This window comes from Amycolatopsis sp. cmx-4-83 (assembly GCF_046548815.1).
Lineage (GTDB): Bacteria > Actinomycetota > Actinomycetes > Mycobacteriales > Pseudonocardiaceae > Amycolatopsis > Amycolatopsis pretoriensis_A.
The window spans coordinates 560,208-577,699 of sequence record NZ_JAEBEF010000003.1; the positions used below are offsets into that span (position 1 = coordinate 560,208).

Below are 17,492 nucleotides of genomic sequence, written 5' to 3' on the forward strand. Positions count from 1 at the left end.
ACGGCAGAGAAACAGGGGGAGCACATGTCGGAGGAGCACCTGCGCCCGGAAGCCTTGATCGAGCTGCTGCGGGAAGCTCGCGCAGGACGGCGGTCGCACCCGGCGCTGGAAGTCGCCCACCACGTCCAGACCGTGGGCGTGGACTTCCTCGCGGCGGAGCTGAAGGCCGAACTCGATCTGGCGAGGCGGGCGCCGCACGTGAGCGCGCTGGCCCGGGAACAGCTGGATTGCCTGCTGGACAAGGAAGACGGCCGGTACTCCTACGACACCTACTTGGCGCTGCCCCTGCTGCGCGCGATGACACCGGAGGGCACGGCGCGCCGGACGTCGGCGGCGGCGCTGATCATCGACGTGGTGCAGTTCGAGCTCGCGGCGTTCCACGGCGACCACGGCCGCTTGCCGCTGTGCCGGCCGGCTGCGGGAACCGTGCGCAAACGCGTGAACCACGCACTGCGGCACCTCGGCCGCCACGGGTTCGCGGCGCTGCCCGCCGGCCTGGACGTCTTCGACCGCGAAGCGGTGCGGCGCTGCGCCGACGTGGTGAGGGCAGCCGTCGATCCTGAATTCCTCGAGCTGCTGCCGGCCACGGTCCAGCCGGTTTCCCCCGTCCACGACGAGTACATGTTCATCCGGGTGCTGCAGAGCTACGAGAGCGTCTTCGACGAACTCGTCGACCGGGCCGCGGAGACCATCACCGCGTTGCGAGCGGCCGATCTGGCGGCCGCCGTCACTCGGCTCTCCCACGCCGCGGAGGCGCTGGAGCGGGCGAGCCTGCTCTTCAGCCTGCTCGCCACGATGACCAGCGACACCTTCCACGCCTTCCGGGACCGCACGGAAGGCTCGAGCGCGATCCAGTCGGCTCAGTACAAGCGCTTCGAAGCCTTGTGCGACACGCCCTCCGCCGAGCGGCTGCGGTCGGACGCGTTCCGCAGCGTGCCGGCGGTGCGCGCCGAGGTGCTCGCCGGCCAGGACACCATCGCGGCCGCGTACCGGGCGCTTTGCGCGTCGCGGAACGAAGAACCGGCCCACCGCGCGTTCGGCGCGGCACTGGCCCGGCTCGAAGCCGCGCACCAGCGCTGGAAGTCCACCCACCACAAGATCGCCGTCCGCATGATCGGTGACCGTCCCGGCTCCGGTTACACAGCGGGAACGCCCTACCTGAAGGACCGGATGGACGGCCGGCTCTTCTCGACGACTGACCGACGGCAGACGGCCTGACACCACGCTCAACCTCGGGCGGCAAGCAACGAGGGCAATCCAGGCATGGAAGTTGTTCCGGTGCGCGTCATCGGCGGCAACTGCTGCCCGGGTGCGGCGGCGGACTGCTCGGCCGGCGGCTGCGACTGTGACCCGGCCAGGCCGGTTGTCCGCGCTGTCACCCCGCGGCGCAAGATCATTCGAGTTCTTGACCGACTGGTACCAGCGTCGTCTGCGACGGCGAGTGGGAGCACGAGGATCTCGGCTCCGGCCGGGCAAGTTCGTGTCCTGAGAGGACCGTTGGTCCGGGTCGCTCGACCGCCCACCCGCCGCCGCGCCGGCTCGATCGTCAGTCGAGGCCTTCGATGATGCGGAAGTCGCGCTCGACGCCGTCGGCGAGTGCGGCCAGCGCCTCCTGGTAGGCCGCGCTCGCCCGTGCCGCGACCGCCTGCTCGAAGCTGTCGAACTCGATCAGGATGGTGCGCTCCGCGACGCCGGCCTCGTGGGCGACGACCCGGCCGTCGCGGGCGAGCACCCGGCCGCCCGCGGCCTTGACCGCCGGACCGGCCAGCTTGTTGTAGGCAGCCAGTTTCTCGCGGTCCGAAATGGACCGGTAAACGCTGACCCAGTAGCCCTTGGGCATGGAACCTCCAGTGTTGTGTCCGACTTACGGGGTGGTCTCGGGCGAGCGTCGCCGGGCGAGGGCGAGGCTCGTCAGCGTAGTGATCGCCATGGCGCCGATGCCGACCAGCGCCGCGGTCGTGTAGGCGCTGTCGTCGGGTAAGACGTGGCCGGGGCCGGTGCCTGCGGCGAGGATCAGGCCGCCGATGGCGCTGCCCAGCGAGTACCCGACGCTGCGGACGACGTAGTTGAAGCTCATCGCGCTCGACGTCTCGCTCTGGGGGGTGACGGCCAGGATGACGCCGGGCATGGCGGCCGAGAAGCTGCCGACGCCGAAGCCCAGCACGCCCATGGCCGTGAGCAGTTCGGCCAGACCGGACCGCGCGGTGGCGAACAGGACGAACCCGCCGCCGACGATGGCGGCGCTGCCGGCCAGGAGCAGGGGGCCGTCGATCCGCGCCCGGACCCGCGGCGTGAGCTTGCCGGCGACGAACCCCAGCACGGAGAACGGGATGAGGACCAGCCCCGCCACGAAGGTGTCCAGCCCGAAGCCGTAGCCGGCGCTGCGCGGTGTCTGCGCGTAGCGGGTGATGAGCGTGAGCAGCAGGTACATGCCGCTCCCGCCGGCGAACATGGCGATGTTCGCCCCGGCGACCGCCGGGTGCCGGACCGCCCGGACGTCGACCAAGGGCGTCCGGGTGCGCAGTTCCAGAACGGCCCAGACGCAGAGCAGGAGTACGGCGGCGACGGCTAGGGTCACCGCCACAGCGAGGTGCCTGCTCCACAGACTCCGCTCGCCGGCCAGGAACAGGACGAGGAGCAGGCCACCTGCCAGGACGAGCGCACTGGGCACGTTCACGTGCGCGGAGCGGCCTTCGGGAGCCGCGGGCACGGAGCGCCACGCGGTCACGAACGCGATGGCGGTGACGAGCAGGCCGAGGCCGTACGCGGCCCGCAGCCCGCCGAACTCGGCGAGCAGCGCCGCCAGCGGGTAGCCGACGCCGGCCCCGATGATGGAAACCACGGAGATCAGGGCGATCGTGGCCGCGCTGCGCTCCTCGGGGAGGTGGTCGCGGGCCACGCCCATCATCAGCGCGGTGAGACCGAGTCCGGCGCCTTGGGCCGCTCTGCCCGCGAGCAGCCAGGCGAACGGCAGCGGCAGCACGGTGAGCGCGCTGCCGACGACGACGATCGCCAGCGTGGCGAGGATCGTGGCCCGCCGGTGCGGGCCGGCTCCGAGCCGGCCGAGGACGGGTGTGGCGACGGCGCCGCTGAGCAGGGCGATGGTCAGCGTCCACTGCGCGCTGTCGAGGGAGACGGCGAAGGTGGTCGCCACGCTGGTGATGAGCGGCGTCCCGAGGCTGGCGACCGCCGCCACGACCAGGGCGACGAACAGCAGCGCGGGGACCAGCAGCCGGGCCTCGGAACGCATCGGGGCAGCGCTCGTGGGCCGGTCGTGCGGGCGGGCCGGGGTCATCGGTCCGACTCCGCCCGGGCGTGGCTTTCGAGCTCCGCCAGGTGAAGCAGCGCCGGAAGGGCCGCGGTCAAGGCTTCGACCTCGTCGGCGGTGAGTTCGTCGATCAACCGCGCGTACGCGTCGACGCCCGCCTGGTGCCGCGTCCGGACGTACGACGTGCCGGCCTCGGTCAGGCTCACCAGCGTGACCCGCTTGTCGGACGGATCACCCTTCCGCTCGACCAGGCCGGATTCCTCCATCACCCGGACCAGGACGGTCATCGCCGGCTGGGTGACGCCCTCGGCCGCCGCCAGCTCGGTGATCCGTCGCGGGCCGGTCTTGGCCAGGGTGGCCAGGGTGGCGGCGGACGTCAGGCTCAGGTCGCGGGGGAGGCGTCTCACGGCCCTGGTGGCCAGACCGTAGAGGGCTGACCCGATGGCATCGGAAGCGCGGCGCGCGGCGTCTCGGCGACTCACGCCTGAAGCATAGCAGCTTTATATAAGTCCTTTATGCATCTCTCGTCTCCCCGTCTTTCAGGCGGCCGCGGTCGTCGCGGTGAAGGTCGCCGCCGGGCCGGTGCCCGTCGCCGTCACCGCGGCCACCGTGAACGTGTATGCCGTGGCCGGCTTCAGGTCGTCGACCACCCGGGTCATGCCCTTGACCGTCGGCTGGGTCACCAGTGCGTCCCGGCCGGTGACCGGGATGGTGCGGCCGTCGGACACGGTGATCAGGTAGCTCAGCACCGGCGTGTCGCCCGCGGCTGACGGCGGGTTCCATCGGATCGAGGCCGCGGTGGCGCTCGGCAGGGCCTTGCCGCCCGTCGGGACGCCTGGCAGCGCCCCGCCCTTCGCGCCCGGGGTCACCGGAGCCGCGGGCAGCGACGGCTCGCTCGTGCCGTAGGCGTTGCGCGCCGCGACCGTCACCGTGTACGCCGTCCCGTCCGTCAGGCCCGGGACTTCCGCGTACGCGCGCTCCGAGAAGTCGGCTGCGGAGATCGTCGCCGACTTCGTCTCGCCGCCACCGGTCGCGGTCACGACGTAGTCGGTGACCGGCGCGTTGTTGAACGCGAACGTCGGGTTCCACGTCGCGTACAGCTTGCCCGGGACCGCGAAAGTGCCGACCCGCGACGGCGCTTCGGCCGGTGCGGAGCCACCGGCCCGGCGCGTCAGGAGGCCGCGGTAGGCCGGTTCGAGGCCCGCGTTCGCGACGACCGCCGCCGGGGCCGCGGCCGGGTCCGCCAGGAGCTGGTTGCCGCGCAGGACCACGCCCTTGTCGTCCTTGTCGCGGTCGCCCTGTTCCCAGTAGTTGCCCTCGATCAGCGTCGGGTCGTTGTTGCGGAGGTCGTCCCGGTAGTCGACGTGCGTCGAGCCGACGTTCGCGTACGCCGTCCGGTAGAGGACGTTGCCGCGGATCGTCTCGTAGGTGTTCCCGTTGTCGGTGTAGACGCCCTTGCCGAGCCCCCACTGGTCGTGGATGACGTTGCCGGTGACCTGCTCGCCGTCGGCCAGGGAGCTGCCGGTGATGCCCTGGGTGTAGATGCCGCCGCCGTCGTCGAGCATCAGCATGTAGTCGAAGATCAGGTTGTCGGAGACGGTGTTGCCGTGCGACAGGTTCGGCGTCGCCGGGCGCTGGATCTTGTCGGGCCAGCCGCCCCAGCCGAGCGAGACCGCCGAGTAGCCGACATGGTCGATCTGGTTGTGGGAGATGGTGTTCCGCACGGTGTAGCCGTCGACGATCGGCACGCCGCCGTGGAATTCGCGCGGCAGCCCGTAGAGGTGGTTGTCGGTGACCCGGACGTCCCGGACCACGTCGGCGTCGGTGTCGGTCACCGGGTTGTCGACGCCGCCGACCTGCACACCGTTGCCGGAGATGTCGGTGAAGACGTCGCCGCGGACCTCGGACTCCTTCGTGCCGTCGATCAGGTCGAGCCCGGCGCCGCCGAGGTGGGCGAAGACGCTGTCACTGAACTCGACGTGACGGCCTCGGGACACGGAGACGTTCGCGGGTTCGCGGGTCCACGACGCGTACGGGCAGGTGCCGCCGGGCACGAACTGGCAGAGGCCTTCGGTGGCCCAGCCGTTCGCGCCGGTGATCGTGTAGCCGGCCTGGATCTCGGAGAACCCTTCCGGTGACGACGGCGTCAGCCACGTCGCGTACGAGAACCGCAGTTCGCGGAAGGCGACGTCGTGGATCCCCCGCGCGTCGACGAGCTTCTCCAGCACCGGCACCTCGACGTCGGCGCGGCGCAGGTCCTGCCCCGGCTTCGGCAGGTAGTAGACGACGTGCGCGGACCGGTCGAGGTACCACTCGCCGGGGGTGTCCAGCAGCTCGAAGGCGTTCTCGGCGTAGGTCGGGTGGCGGCCGTTGGTGAGGTCCGCCGGGCCGACCATGTTGACGCTGCGGCCGGGGATGTCGGGGAACAGCACGCGTTTCGTCGAGTTGTCCCAGCACGGCTGGGCCATGGTGATCGTCGTGCCGTCGGCCGCGGCGAGCGGGCAGCGCGGCTCGGTCCACTGGCCCAGCCCGTCGCGCTGGACGTTCCAGAGCGCCTCGCCGGCGGTGTAGACGAACTCGATGTCCTTCGGGTTGCGCCAGTGCGCGAGAGTGTCGGCGCTCGCGGTGTACCCGGTGGCGGTGGCCTGGACGGTCACCGGCAGCGGGCCGCGGGCGCGCTGCTCGCGGACACCGTCGACGTAGAGCTGCCGCGTGTTGTCCAGCCCGGCGGGCGCGGGCGCGGCGAACAGCCCCGGCCGGCCCGGCACCGGCCGCCAGCCGCCGACGCGCACGCCGCCGTTCAGCTCGGTGTCGCCGCTGCCCTGCCAGGTGACGCGGTGCCCGTTGCCGCCGGAGTCCCGGACGTCCAGCCGCAGCGGCTGGTCCAGCCGGAACACACCGGGCGCGAGGTGCACCGTGAGGTCCCGGGTGAGGTGCGGCGCCCGCTGCCGCACGAGGTCCCGGGCCTCGCCGAGGGTGCGCACGGGCCGGTGCGCGGTGCCCGGAGCGTGGTCGGAGCCGCCGGGCGAGACGTAGACATCGCGGCTCGCGGCGGCCGCGTCCGCGCCGGCCACCGAGCCGGCCGTGGCGAGCAGCGCGCCCGCCCCCAGGAGAACGGTCGCCGCGGCGCCCCACTTGGTCAGCATGGGGGAAACATAGGATCTCTCGCGGTGGATGTCGACTGTTTCCCGCTCAACGGGGCAGGTGGATCAGCCATTCATCAGATGGGTGGAGTTGAGCGGTCGAATCAGGGCCTGGTTGTCTACACCTCGACGTAACGTTCTGCGACGGGGCACGACTGTCTCCGTGACGCGCCGAGCGGCGGTGCGCTCGGGAGGTGTCGTGTCCGGCCAGCTCTACAACCGTACGGTTGAGCCGAAAATCCTGCGGCAACTGCTGATCCGGCCCGAGGACGGCGACCCGCGCTACGCCCCGGCCGTGCTCTTCGAAGGTGACGCGCGCACCGGGAAGACCCAGCTGCTGCGCACTTTCGCGCGAGGGTGGGCCGGCAAGATCCCGTACTCGTTCCTCGACGTCGCCGCCGTCGAAGACCGGCTGGGTGAAGACGCGCTCCCCGAACTGCTCGCCGCGATCGCCGCGCAGCTGTCCCGGCGGTGCGCGCTCTACGGCTCGTTGCGCTTCGACCGCCTGGTCATCGGCCTGAAGGCCGCCCAGCTCGACCTGGACGACGATCCCGCGGGCGCCCGCCGGCAGGTCGAGACCATGCTGACCGAGCGGCTCGGCCTCTCCACCCTCAAGAAGGTGCTCACCGGCGTCGCCCAGCAGGCCCTGAAACAGGTTCCGAGCCCGGTGGAGGCGCCGGGAGGGCTGGTGCAGGTCGCGGTCGACGCCGTCGTCGACGGTGCTGCCGGGCGGCTGCTGACCCGCAACGCTCTCGGACGCGCCCGAAGCTGGTACGCCCACCGGGATCGCCACGAGGTCGGCGACGCGGTCGGCCAGCTGATCGACCTGAACACCGCCCTGCGCACCCCCGAGCTGGCCGATGCCGCGAGCCAGGCCGGTGAACTGCTGTGCGACGCTCTGCTGGCCGACCTCCGCGACAACTTCCGGACCGCGCGGCACGCCGACGAGTGGGCGGCAGGCTGCCTGGTGCTGCTCGACAACGTCGACTGCGCGCTGGGCACCCGGTTCCTCGGCACGGTGGCGGAGTTGCGAACGCTGGACGCCGCCGCCGGGGTGAGCCTGCCGGCGCCGTGGGTGCTCGCCGGGACCAGCCGTGGCGCGCTCCTGGGCGCCCTTCCGCCGGCGCAGCGCGCCGCGGTGCTCGATCTCGGCGCACTCACTGACCTGAACACCCCGGAGGGAACCGATCCGCCGTGGGCGCGGCGCCGGCTGCCGTTCCTCACGGCCGACGACGTCCGCAAGCTCGTCTCGACCGTCCCCGAAGCGCGGCGGCACCCCAACCTCGGCAGCTGCGTGCACCTCGTCACCGGCGGGCACCCCGGTGCGGCCGTGTTCCTCCTCGACGCCGTCGCCGCGACCGCCCCGGGAGATCCCGAGCACCTGCTCGACGCCGCCCACGGCGCGTCCACGGTGCGCGACGCCTTGACCCACCACCTCACGGCCGGCCTCGACGAGACGGTCGTCGAGGCGCTGATCACCTGCTCGGCCGCCCGTGACCGCCACGACGGCCAGCGGCTCGCCACCCGGCTCCCGGCCACTGCCGGCGCTGACCTGCCCCTCGCGATGTGGGACGACACGGGCACCCACCCGACGACCGTGGTGCGGGCACTGTTGCTGCGCAACCTCGCCGACCGCACCGAAGATCACCTTTGGAGCTGGCGCCGGACCCACGAGTTCCTCGGTGGGGCCGGCCCGGCCGACTCCGCCGCACCGGCGCGACTGCTGCATCACACGTTGGCCCTCGGCGAAACCACCGTGGTGCTGGACGAGCTCGCGCGGCGCCTCGGCACGATGCCGCTGCCCGAGTGGCTGACGCTGCTGCTGACCGTCACCTCCGCGCCGGCCCGCGGTGCGCGGACCGTGGCCACCGGTCCCTGGCCGGGATTCCTGCCCTCGCTGGTGAACAGGCTGTGGACCGCGGCCGATCCGTTGTCGTGCGCGAACCGCCGGACCCTGCACACGCGCATCGCCGGCGGCTTGGCGGAACTCGCGAACCACCTCGACGACACCTGCGACGAACTGACCGACCTGATCGCCGACCACCAGGCGCAGGCTCGGCGGTGGCGACCGGCCCTCACCCGATCCGCGGCCGCGCCGGGCAACCGATTCGAAGGAGTTTCGTGAGCGACGCCGTCTACGACTACCCCGTCCGGCCGGCGACGCGGACCCGCGCGCGCCGCCGCGTGCTGGTGCTGGCCGCCGCTGTCCTGCTCCTGCTCGGCGGCGGGGCCACGTGGATCGTCACCTACGTCAAGGACCGGTCGTCGCAGTGCGACGGGACCCCGGGGCGCACGGGCGAGGGCTACGACCTGACCCGGCAGGACGGCGACGGCCAGTGCACCGGCTGGCTCACCAGCTTGGACTACGCGTTCGGCTCGACCGATCCCGCCGCGGCCGGCGTGATACACAAGATCGTCGCCGAGAACCAGCGTGTCGCTCAGCAGAGCGTGCCCTACGTCCGGGTCGCCGTGATGATGCCGATGACGGCCCAGCCGGACAGCAAACTCAGCGCGGGCCCGATCGTGCACGCCCTCGAAGGTGCTTACACGGCCCAGACCTACACCAACAGCGAGACCACCCCCTACGGCGAAGCCAAACCGCAGATCCAGCTGGTGCTGGCCAACATCGGCCGCGACCAGAACCAGTGGCCCGAGGTCGTCGAAGGGCTCGGCTCCCTGACCACCGGGGAGCACCCCCTGGTCGCGGTCACCGGGATGGGTGTCAGTGTGCCGCAAACCCGTGATGCCGCGAAGCGGCTGAACTCCGCATGGCACCTGCCCACCATCGGCAGCGTCCTCACCGCGGACGACATGACCACCCGCGAGATCGGTAGCGAAGACAAACCCGGTCTGTTCAAGGTTTCGCCGTCCAACCACGCCTACGTCACGGCGCTGCAGAAGGCCCTCGGCCCGGTCGGCAAGGGGTACCTGGTGCGGGACCGCAATCCGGACGACTACGTCGAAACCCTCGGCGACGACTTCGTCGACGTGTTCGCCCCGCTGAAGCTCAACGACCACCTGTCGTGGTTCAACGGCAGCACGGGTTCCAGCACGGGGTCCACCGGGCTCTTCGAGGATGCCGTCAACGCGATCGGCATCGGCGACCCCGACGTCGTGTTCTACGCCGGCCGCGACGCGGATCTCCCGGGGCTGGTCCGCAGTCTCAAGTTCCGCCAGGGCGACGGTGCGTCCCGGCAACTGGTCCTGGCCGTGGGCGTCACGGGTCTGGTCGTCGTGCCGACCGACCAGCCGGGCGCGGACGGGGCGCCGCTGACCACCCGCGACCTGCTCGATGCCCGGGTCACGGTGCTCGCCGCGTCGTCGACCGACCCCGACGGCTGGGCGCAGGGCGTGGCGACCCCGGAGCAGTACCCGGCCTTCCGCACCCGGTTCACCACGGGCAGCGCGGCGTTCCCGAGCGCGGACCTGGCCGACGGCTACGCGATCATGCAGTTCGACGCGGTCGCCGCCGCGATCACCGCGATCCACTCCGTGTACGTCCGAAACTCCGCGCACGTCCAGAAACCGGCACTGCCGACCGCGGCCGACGTCCGCGACAAGCTCACCAGCTACCGCGACACCCCGATCCGAGGGGCGACCGGCACGTTCTACTGGACGGAGCAGCAGCCGCCCAACGACCTCTGGCCGATCGGCCACCCGGTGCCGGTGCTGAGGTTCCCCGCATCAGGATCGCGGGGACCCGCTTACACGACGGAGTGCCAACGACTCGACGACCCGCTGAACCGGGCCGCCTACAAGGTGAAACCCTGCGCGACCAACTAGGGTTTCCGGCCGGGACGGCGATCATCGTGCTCGAGCCGGAAGGTGTGGTCGGCGGCGCGCGCGTGACCGTGGTGGCGGTGTCCCGACGGAATCACCGCCGGGACACCACCGCGCCGGCCGCGACGAGGAGCCGCCGGAGCTCGCGCCGGTCGCGGTCGTCGAGCCCGGCCAGGACGCGGTTCTCGGCCTCGGCCACCTCGGGGTCGAGGCGCGCGAGCACGCTCACCCCTTGGCGCGTCAACGTGGCAGGCAACGATCTCCCGGCCGGCACCGTGGCGGGTCGCGCCACCAGGCCGCGATCCTGCAGCGCGAGAACCACCTTGTTCATCGCCTGCGGCGACACCTGCGCCTCGCGGGCCAACTCGGCGTTGGACTTCGGCGACTGCGACAGCATCCGCAGGCAGAGGTACTCGGGCGTCGCCAGCCCCGCCGGCTCGAGCACGGTGGCGGCCACCTCCGCGCGCAAGGCTGCGGTGACCCGGTGCAGCAGGTAGCCGAGTGGTTCGTCCCGGGAGCTTTCCATGTCAACCATGTTGACATATATCAACCAGGTTGACACTCTGGGCGCATGACGAGCTCATCCAGCGACGCGTTGTTCGAATCCGCCTACCGTGGTCAGGCTCCTGAGCTGGGCCAGGGCCTCCGGCCGCCGTGGAGCATCGGCGAACCGCAACCCGAGATCGCCGCGCTCATCGACACGGGCGCGTTCCACGGTGAGGTCCTCGACGCCGGCTGCGGCGAGGGCGCAACGTCGTTCTACCTGGCCGAGCGAGGTTTCACGACGGTCGGTCTGGACCAGTCGCCGACCGCGATCGAGCTCGCGCGTGCGGAAGCCGCTCAGCGCGGCTTGGACAACGCGGGCTTCGCGGTCGCCGACATCAGCGCGTTCACCGGCTACGACGGCCGGTTCGGCACCGTTCTCGACAGCACCTTGTTCCACTCGATGCCGGTCGAGCTGCGCCAGGGATACCAGGAATCGATCGTGCGCGCCGCAGCGCCCGGCGCATCGTATTTCGTGCTGGTGTTCGACAGCGCAACCGTGCCCACCGGCAGGGTCAACTCGGTCTCCGCGGAGGAACTGCGGGAGGTGGTGGGCGCGTACTGGACGATCGACGAGATCCGGCCGGCCCGCATCCACGCCAACGTTCCCGAGAACTTCCCGGACTTCGCGGACTTCGCCGGCAGCGACGTCCGAAACGAGGGCAACGGCCGCAAGTCGACACCTGCTTGGCTGCTGTCGGCACACTTGTCCTGACCGCTTCGCGACGGCACCGATGTGCTATCGCTCCTGGTGAACGCGCTGCTCCGAGTCATGACGCGGGGGCACCACGGCCCCGCACGAGACCGTCACTGAGCCGTCAACCGCTTCAGAATCCAGTTCTCGGCACCACACGACGGACAGTGCAGCCGATACTCGCCACCGACGCCACCGGGATTCGGAAGCCATTCCACTGCCAGGAAGTCGTCATCATTTTCTGGACAGCGCAGTTCTTCCCGGGCGCCCTCGCTGACACGCTTGGCCGCCTCAATCCACGCCATGCGGGTCATCAGTACCTCCCCGGACGCGCTCGTGCTGGTCGACATCGAGGTGGAGGAACTGGAAAGTGCGACCGGTGCTGGGCGCTCGACGGAGTTCCGAAGTCCAGCTGTCACCGATGACCTCGGTCGCCACTTGCCTCCAGAAGCGTGCCGCCGGTTCGTTCTCCTCCACGAACGCGATTGCCCAGCGCCCGCGGCGTGACCGCAGCAGATCGGTGGCAGCCGCCCGTCCGACACCTTGCTGCCGCAGGGCGCGAACGACGAAGAAGGCGTGGATGAAGCTGCTTCCGCCGTCGAAGGGGTGGACCAGGCAGAAGCCTGCGAGCTGTTCGCCGGAGAGGATCAGGTAGGCGTGGTGGTCGGCGTCGGTGAAGAACCGCGACAGCCGCGGGAAGCCGAACTGCCCGTCCGGTCCGGGCAGGTCTCCCGTGAACTGCGACAGTTCGTGCCGTTCCAACTGGCCCAGCCGTTCGACCACCGACCGGGTGCTGGAGTCCGCCGGCTGGAGGGTAACGCTGCCGGAGTGACCCCTGCTGTCCTTGTTCCGCATGGATGCGACGTTGTCAGGTCGAAACGATCACTGCCATCGATTTCCCGATCGCGATCGACCACGACTCCTACCTCGCCGAGCATGTCGGCCGCACGGCTGACGGTCGGCAGTTCTTCATGACCATGCCGTTCATGCCGGCTGCGAAAGGACAGGGCAACGAGTTCGTCGCCCTGTTCCTGTCCGATCGGTCCGGACAGTTGCTGGAAGCCGGGATCGACGAGTTCGGGCCGCGAGCCCAGCTGGATCGGGACCGCCGCCAGAGTCGGTACAACGCCAGAATGCGGGAACTCGGCCAGGTCACTTTCACCCGGATCGAGGCCGCACCCTTCGCCGTCGAGCGGTTCGGCACCACCTTCGGCCTGATCCCCAGGCGAGCCCTGGGGGCTGCGGGTCAACCGATGAACGCGGTCACCGCATCGACGACCGCGCCGGGTTGCTCGTCGGGGATGAAGTGCCCGGCATCGGAAATGACGGCGCCGCGTGTGTCGGCCGCCCAGTGACTCAAGGAAGCAGCCATGTCCGGGATCGAGCCGTGGGAACTGGAGATGCCCAGGACCGGAACGGTCAACGGGCCCCGGCTGAGCGCCTCGTGGTTCCTGCGTCCCGATTCCGCGGCATCGCGGTAGTAGGCGAGAAACGCGCGCAAGCCGTCCTCGGCGGCGATGGCAGCTGCGTAGTGGTCGATTTCGGTGCTGTCGAACGTGTTCGCGGACAGTGCCTTGGCCTTCAAGAACCAGTCCACGTAGGCGCGCTCGTGGCCCGTGAGGAGCAGTTCGGGAACGTCGGGCACCGCGTGGAACGCGAAGTGCCAGGTCTTCCAAGCTCGGCCGGGGTCGGTCGGCACTGACTCCGGAAGGGTGATTCCGGGGATGCCGGCGTCCAGTAGCGCGACACCGTGCAGCCGCTGTTCGCGGTTCAGGGCGAGCGAGAACGCCACCCAGGCCCCGATGTCGTGGGCGACGAGCCAGTACTCGTCCACGCCGAGCTCGCTCACGGCGGCCTGGATCTGCGCGGCGACGGTGTGCGTGTCGTAGCTGCCGTGCGGCCGGTCCGAGTGGCCCTGCCCGGGCAGGTCGAGCGCGATGACCCGGAACCGCCGAGCCAGGTCCGGCATCACCTTGCGCCACGCCCACCAGGTTTGCGGGAATCCGGCGAGCAGAACGACCACGGGACCCGTCGGTTGACCGCCTTCCACGGCGTGCAGCCGGACGCCGTCCACCTCGGGCCAGCGGTGGGTGAAGCCGTCGAGGTCGGGCAGGGGCAGCTCGGGGATCGCGGTGTCGGCCATGTCCCGAGGCTAGCTCATCTTGAACTGTTCGGTTCAAGATAAGATGGGGGAGATCACCTGTCCTGACGCGAGAACGAGGTAGCTGCCGGATGGCCGGACGAAAGCAGTTCGACGTGGAGGTCGTCCTCGACGCGGCGATGGTCCAGTTCTGGCGGGCCGGCTACGCCGACACCTCCGTGGACGACCTGTGCCGGGCGACCGGACTGAACCGCAGCTCCATCTACTCCTCGCTCGGCGACAAGGATTCGCTGTACCTGCGCTGCCTGGACCGCTACGCCACGCGGTACGGCGACCGGTACGACCAAGCCCTCTCGGCCGCGTCCCACGATCCGTTGCGCGCGGTACGTGCCTTCTTCGACGTCACCCTGCAGCGCATCGCCGACCCGGACGTACCCGACGGCTGCCTGATCGCCCAGACCGCGATGGCGATCCCGGCCTTGAGCCCCGCCATCGCCGCGCGCGCGATCCAGGCACTCGACACCCAGCAGGCGCGGCTGCGGACCGCCTTGACCGCCGCGAAGCTGTCCCGCACCGACGCCGCCGACTTCGCTGTCCACCTCGCGGCGATCAACCAGTCGGTGGCCGTGATGAGCCGGGCCGGCGCGAGCCGGCGGCAGCTCCGCACGATTGTCGAGGTCAGCTTGAGCGCGCTCGGGCAAGCCGTGCGTCCTCAGAGCTGACCGGTCTCGCTCGGTGGTGGCCCGGTCGACGCTGGCTCCCGCCGCCGGCGGCGCCGGCCCAGCTCCCATTGGCAGCTTTTCGACGCGAGCTGCACGGTCGGACGCCGGCTGAGAGGTCGATGTGCACCACCCCGGGGTGGGCGGGCCGCGTCCGCTCGGCTGGGCGAGCTGGGCCTCCGACGACCTGGTGGCGGGTGTTCGGCTCGGGCGTGCCGGCGGCCCACGCGTCGCTGTCGCCGGCTCTCCGGGTGAACGAATCTTCGCTTGGCCGCGTCCGCGGTATGTGGGAGTCGTGGACGGGCGCTGAGCGAGTGGTTCGCCGCCGGCTCGTCCACCGACGAGAGGTACAGGTGGTTTCGCGAGATCATCCGGCCCTAAGGTGGTCCGGTGCGAACGAGGCTGCGGACGCTCCGCATCGGGGAGCGGACCTACACCTGGCGGGCCACGATCGGTCAGGTCGCCGGCGACGGAGTCGACCAGCACCGCTGTGTCCGGGTGCGCGCCTGGGGTGCCGGGAAGACCGGCCTCGCCCTGGAGGCCGACTTGCTTTCGAAGGCCACCGGGGTCGGCTGGACCCCGGCCGCGACTGACGGCTCCTACCCCGCGTCGGCCGACGTCCGGCGCCTCATCGAGCACGCGCTGGCCCTCGGCTGGGACCCCGGGGTGCTCGGCGGTACCTTTCGGCTCACCGAAGAGCACGGGGTGGAGCTGCCGGGCTTCCTGCTCACCGATCGGGTGCGCGACCCGGGTGCACCGGACCCGACCGCGCGGGTGATCCGGGCGGCCGGAGCCCCAGGACCGCCTCGGGTAGCAGCGCGAACCTCCCGGGGGTGATGCAGGATCGTCCAGGCGTTCCCGGTGCGGCCCACCCAGCGAGAGGTGATCTGGAAGTTATCGCGCCGGCGATGGGAGAACCGTGCGTTCCCGAGGGACCGACATGCGGCACGAGTGGGCTGTCCCGCGCGTACCTAAAGCGGGCGCTCTGGTGGAGCACATCCCCGGTGACGTGGAGTTCCTCAGTGTGGAGAGGGGGCGTCGCACTTCCCGCGCGGCCGAAGACTACCCACTCGCCCGGCGATCACCCCGATGACGGCGCGAGAAGGGGAACGCCGGCCCGGTGGATCGCCAGGTCGAACGACATCGGTTCGCGAAGGTGAAAGCTCGTCGGAGCGACAGCGACGTCTTGGCTGTCGCGGCGCAGAACTGCCACCGGAGACCGCGGGGTACGACCGACGGGGCCGGCCGGATGCCCGGTGAGGGGGCAGTGTCGAGCAGTCGTGAGCACTTGCCATTTTATTGACAGCTGTCCATTATCGGTGCATGACCGTCGAGTGGACGACCGTCGAGCCGGCCAAGGACCGCAGGGTTCGCCGGTCGCGGGCGGCCTTGATGCGGGCCGCGATCGACCTCGTCGGCGCTCGGGAGTCGGCGAACGTCCCGGTCTCGGACATCGCGGCCGCGGCCGACGTCAGCCGGCAGGTGCTCTACCTGCAGTTCGGTGACCGCGACACGCTGCTGCTGGAAGCCGCGCTGGATCTGGTGCGGCGGGAGCTCCTCGAGCCGCTGACCCGCCGCCCCGGCGGTGGCCGCGCGTCGACGCTGGCGCTGGCGACGCACTTCGCCGCCCACCGCCGGTTCTACCGCGCCATGCTGACCAGCTCGTCCGCCTTCGCCCTGAACAAGGCGCTGACCAGCCTGTTCGTCCCGATCAACCGGCGCTACGCGAGCCGGGTGCGCACCGGTGAGCAAGCGGTCGACGACCTGGCCGCGTTCATCACCGGCGGGGCCGCCGCGCTGGTCAACACCTGGGTGGTGGAGGGCGCAGACCCGCTCGACCCCGAGGAGTTCACCGACCGGCTGATGCGGATCCACCCGGCCCTCGAGGAGCGCCCGTGACCCATCCCGAACTCGCGATGGAGCTGGTGGCGAAGCTGGAAGTGCTGATCGCCGAGCCGATCGACGCCGGCACCACCCCCGCCGGCCACCGGCGCGTCATCCCGATCACCGGCGGCACCGTCACCGGCCCGCGCGTCACCGGCGAGGTGCTCGGGGTGGGCGCGGACTGGAGCGTCGTGCGCGGCGACGGCGTCGCGGTCGTGACGGCGCAGTACCTGATCCGCACCGACGACGGTGTCGTGCTGACCGTGACCAACACCGGCGCCTTCACCCGGCAGGGGATCGTCACGAGCCCGCGCATCGAAGCCCCGGAAGGTCCGTATTCCTGGCTCAACGACGCCGTGCTCGTCGGCACGCTCGTCCCGCTGCTCGACGGCGCGCGCCCGCTCGGGGTTTCGCTGGAGTTCCACCAGATCCGCACGAAGTGAGGTCGCCTGTGTCGATCCTGTCCAAGCCGTTCGTCGCCGACACCGTCGCTCGCCTGATGGCGGCGGGTGCCGCGCGCGTGCAGAAGCCCCGTCCGCTGTTCCCCGAAATCCCGGGCCGCACCGGCGAACTCGCGATCCCGACGCGGCACGGCCCGATGCCCGCGACCCTCTACCGCCCGCCGGGCAAGGCGAAGGGCGTCTACCTCAACGCTCACGGCGGCGGCTTCGTGGTGGGCGGCGCGATCGCCGACGACCCGCTCTGCCGCTACCTGGCCGAGCACGCGGGGGTGTTCGTGGTCAACGTCGACTACGTACTGGCTCCGCACAAGCGTTTCCCGGCTCCGTGCGAGCAGGTCTACGACGCGCTCAGGTGGGCGGCGTCGCCCGATCGCGAATGGGCGGGCGCGCGGCTGTGCGTCGGCGGTCAGAGCGCGGGCGGCTCACTCGCGGCCGCGGCGTCCCGGCTCGCGCTGCGTGACGGCGGCCCGGAGATCGTGTTGCAGGTGCTGCACTACCCGCCCCTGGACCTGGTCACCCCGGCGGCCGACAAGCCCGCCCGCGACGACCGGGTGGTGATCCGGCCGTGGATGGGGGAGGTCTTCAACACGGCGTACATCCCCGACGTCGCCCGCCGGACGGACCCGTTGGCGTCCCCGGCCTGGGGCACCAACGCCGACGACCTGTCCGGCATCGCCCCGGCGCTGGTGATCACGTGCGAGCACGACCGGCTGCGCGCCGAGGCGGTGACGTACGCGGGCAAGCTCGAGAAGGCGGGAGCCTTGGTGGAGCACTACGACATCCGCGGCGTGGACCACGGCTACGACCTGCTGGACGGCGAGCCGGAAGTGGTCCGCGGGGTGTACGAGTTCCTGGCCCGGCACGTCGAACGCGCGGTGACCGCCTGACCGGCGCTGCGG

General features: G+C 71.0%; 18 protein-coding genes. 10 read left to right on the forward strand and 8 right to left on the reverse strand.

Features of this window, described 5'->3' with window-relative positions; all coding sequences use genetic code 11:
• Positions 1-24: 24 nt before the first annotated feature.
• Entirely contained in the window at positions 25-1,218 is a 1,194-nt protein-coding gene (locus ACLJQM_RS12100) for a tryptophan 2,3-dioxygenase family protein (RefSeq protein WP_410631244.1), read from the forward strand.
• Positions 1,219-1,546: 328 nt separating this feature from the next.
• Here ACLJQM_RS12100 and ACLJQM_RS12105 read toward each other — a convergent pair whose 3' ends face one another.
• From ACLJQM_RS12105 to ACLJQM_RS12120, 4 genes are read right to left on the reverse strand one after another with little or no spacing between them, the layout of a single operon-like run.
• A complete protein-coding gene (locus ACLJQM_RS12105) occupies positions 1,547-1,840 on the reverse strand; it encodes a DUF1330 domain-containing protein (protein WP_360783608.1) in 294 nt (97 codons plus the stop codon).
• Positions 1,841-1,864: 24 nt separating this feature from the next.
• Positions 1,865-3,250 carry an MFS transporter gene (locus tag ACLJQM_RS12110; RefSeq protein WP_410631245.1) on the reverse strand — a complete coding sequence of 462 codons (1,386 nt, stop codon included), beginning with the start codon at positions 3,248-3,250 and terminating at the stop codon, positions 1,865-1,867.
• A 41-nt stretch (positions 3,251-3,291) separates the two neighbouring features.
• Positions 3,292-3,750, reverse strand: coding sequence for a MarR family winged helix-turn-helix transcriptional regulator (locus ACLJQM_RS12115; RefSeq protein ID WP_410631246.1), 459 nt, complete (start codon positions 3,748-3,750; stop codon positions 3,292-3,294).
• 57 nt (positions 3,751-3,807) lie between these two features.
• A complete protein-coding gene (locus tag ACLJQM_RS12120; protein WP_410631247.1) occupies positions 3,808-6,414 on the reverse strand; it encodes a fibronectin type III domain-containing protein in 2,607 nt (868 codons plus the stop codon).
• A 196-nt stretch (positions 6,415-6,610) separates the two neighbouring features.
• Here ACLJQM_RS12120 and ACLJQM_RS12125 point away from each other — a divergent pair, with 196 nt between their 5' ends.
• Both ACLJQM_RS12125 and ACLJQM_RS12130 read left to right on the forward strand, forming a co-directional pair.
• Complete coding sequence (locus ACLJQM_RS12125) at positions 6,611-8,536, forward strand: hypothetical protein (RefSeq protein WP_410631248.1); 1,926 nt, start codon at positions 6,611-6,613, stop codon at positions 8,534-8,536.
• Positions 8,533-10,194 carry a hypothetical protein gene (locus ACLJQM_RS12130; protein ID WP_410631249.1) on the forward strand — a complete coding sequence of 554 codons (1,662 nt, stop codon included), beginning with the start codon at positions 8,533-8,535 and terminating at the stop codon, positions 10,192-10,194. Before ACLJQM_RS12125 ends, ACLJQM_RS12130 begins: the two co-directional genes overlap by 4 nt.
• Before the next feature lie 91 nt (positions 10,195-10,285).
• Here the strand turns inward: ACLJQM_RS12130 and ACLJQM_RS12135 are convergent, their stop codons facing one another.
• Positions 10,286-10,717 (reverse strand): MarR family transcriptional regulator, encoded by a 432-nt coding sequence (locus ACLJQM_RS12135; protein WP_410631250.1) that lies wholly within the window; start codon positions 10,715-10,717, stop codon positions 10,286-10,288.
• Between the two features lie 45 nt (positions 10,718-10,762).
• Here ACLJQM_RS12135 and ACLJQM_RS12140 point away from each other — a divergent pair, with 45 nt between their 5' ends.
• A complete protein-coding gene (locus ACLJQM_RS12140) occupies positions 10,763-11,449 on the forward strand; it encodes a class I SAM-dependent methyltransferase (RefSeq protein ID WP_247022420.1) in 687 nt (228 codons plus the stop codon).
• Positions 11,450-11,541: 92 nt separating this feature from the next.
• Here the strand turns inward: ACLJQM_RS12140 and ACLJQM_RS12145 are convergent, their stop codons facing one another.
• Positions 11,542-11,742: a hypothetical protein gene (locus ACLJQM_RS12145; protein WP_410631251.1), complete on the reverse strand. Its 201-nt coding sequence runs from the start codon at positions 11,740-11,742 to the stop codon at positions 11,542-11,544.
• Complete coding sequence (locus ACLJQM_RS12150) at positions 11,720-12,283, reverse strand: GNAT family N-acetyltransferase (RefSeq protein WP_410631252.1); 564 nt, start codon at positions 12,281-12,283, stop codon at positions 11,720-11,722. The genes ACLJQM_RS12145 and ACLJQM_RS12150 overlap by 23 nt, the downstream gene beginning before the upstream one ends.
• Before the next feature lie 2 nt (positions 12,284-12,285).
• On the opposite strand from ACLJQM_RS12150, the gene ACLJQM_RS12155 reads away from it, so the two are divergent.
• Positions 12,286-12,783, forward strand: coding sequence for a hypothetical protein (locus ACLJQM_RS12155; RefSeq protein ID WP_410631253.1), 498 nt, complete (start codon positions 12,286-12,288; stop codon positions 12,781-12,783).
• Here ACLJQM_RS12155 and ACLJQM_RS12160 read toward each other — a convergent pair.
• Positions 12,675-13,571 (reverse strand): alpha/beta fold hydrolase, encoded by an 897-nt coding sequence (locus ACLJQM_RS12160; protein ID WP_410631254.1) that lies wholly within the window; start codon positions 13,569-13,571, stop codon positions 12,675-12,677. The two genes, ACLJQM_RS12155 and ACLJQM_RS12160, sit on opposite strands and share 109 nt — an antisense overlap.
• Before the next feature lie 89 nt (positions 13,572-13,660).
• On the opposite strand from ACLJQM_RS12160, the gene ACLJQM_RS12165 reads away from it, so the two are divergent.
• The 5 genes from ACLJQM_RS12165 to ACLJQM_RS12185 all read left to right on the forward strand — a co-directional run bounded on the left by ACLJQM_RS12165 (position 13,661) and on the right by ACLJQM_RS12185 (position 17,480).
• Positions 13,661-14,251: a TetR/AcrR family transcriptional regulator gene (locus ACLJQM_RS12165; RefSeq protein WP_410631255.1), complete on the forward strand. Its 591-nt coding sequence runs from the start codon at positions 13,661-13,663 to the stop codon at positions 14,249-14,251.
• Positions 14,252-14,638: 387 nt separating this feature from the next.
• On the forward strand, positions 14,639-15,085 hold the full coding sequence (locus ACLJQM_RS12170; protein WP_410631256.1) for a hypothetical protein: 447 nt from the start codon (positions 14,639-14,641) through the stop codon (positions 15,083-15,085).
• A 486-nt stretch (positions 15,086-15,571) separates the two neighbouring features.
• Entirely contained in the window at positions 15,572-16,147 is a 576-nt protein-coding gene (locus ACLJQM_RS12175; RefSeq protein ID WP_410631257.1) for a TetR/AcrR family transcriptional regulator, read from the forward strand.
• Complete coding sequence (locus ACLJQM_RS12180; RefSeq protein WP_360783646.1) at positions 16,144-16,575, forward strand: DUF3237 family protein; 432 nt, start codon at positions 16,144-16,146, stop codon at positions 16,573-16,575. The genes ACLJQM_RS12175 and ACLJQM_RS12180 overlap by 4 nt, the downstream gene beginning before the upstream one ends.
• Complete coding sequence (locus tag ACLJQM_RS12185) at positions 16,572-17,480, forward strand: alpha/beta hydrolase (RefSeq protein WP_410631258.1); 909 nt, start codon at positions 16,572-16,574, stop codon at positions 17,478-17,480. The genes ACLJQM_RS12180 and ACLJQM_RS12185 overlap by 4 nt, the downstream gene beginning before the upstream one ends.
• Positions 17,481-17,492: the final 12 nt, after the last annotated feature.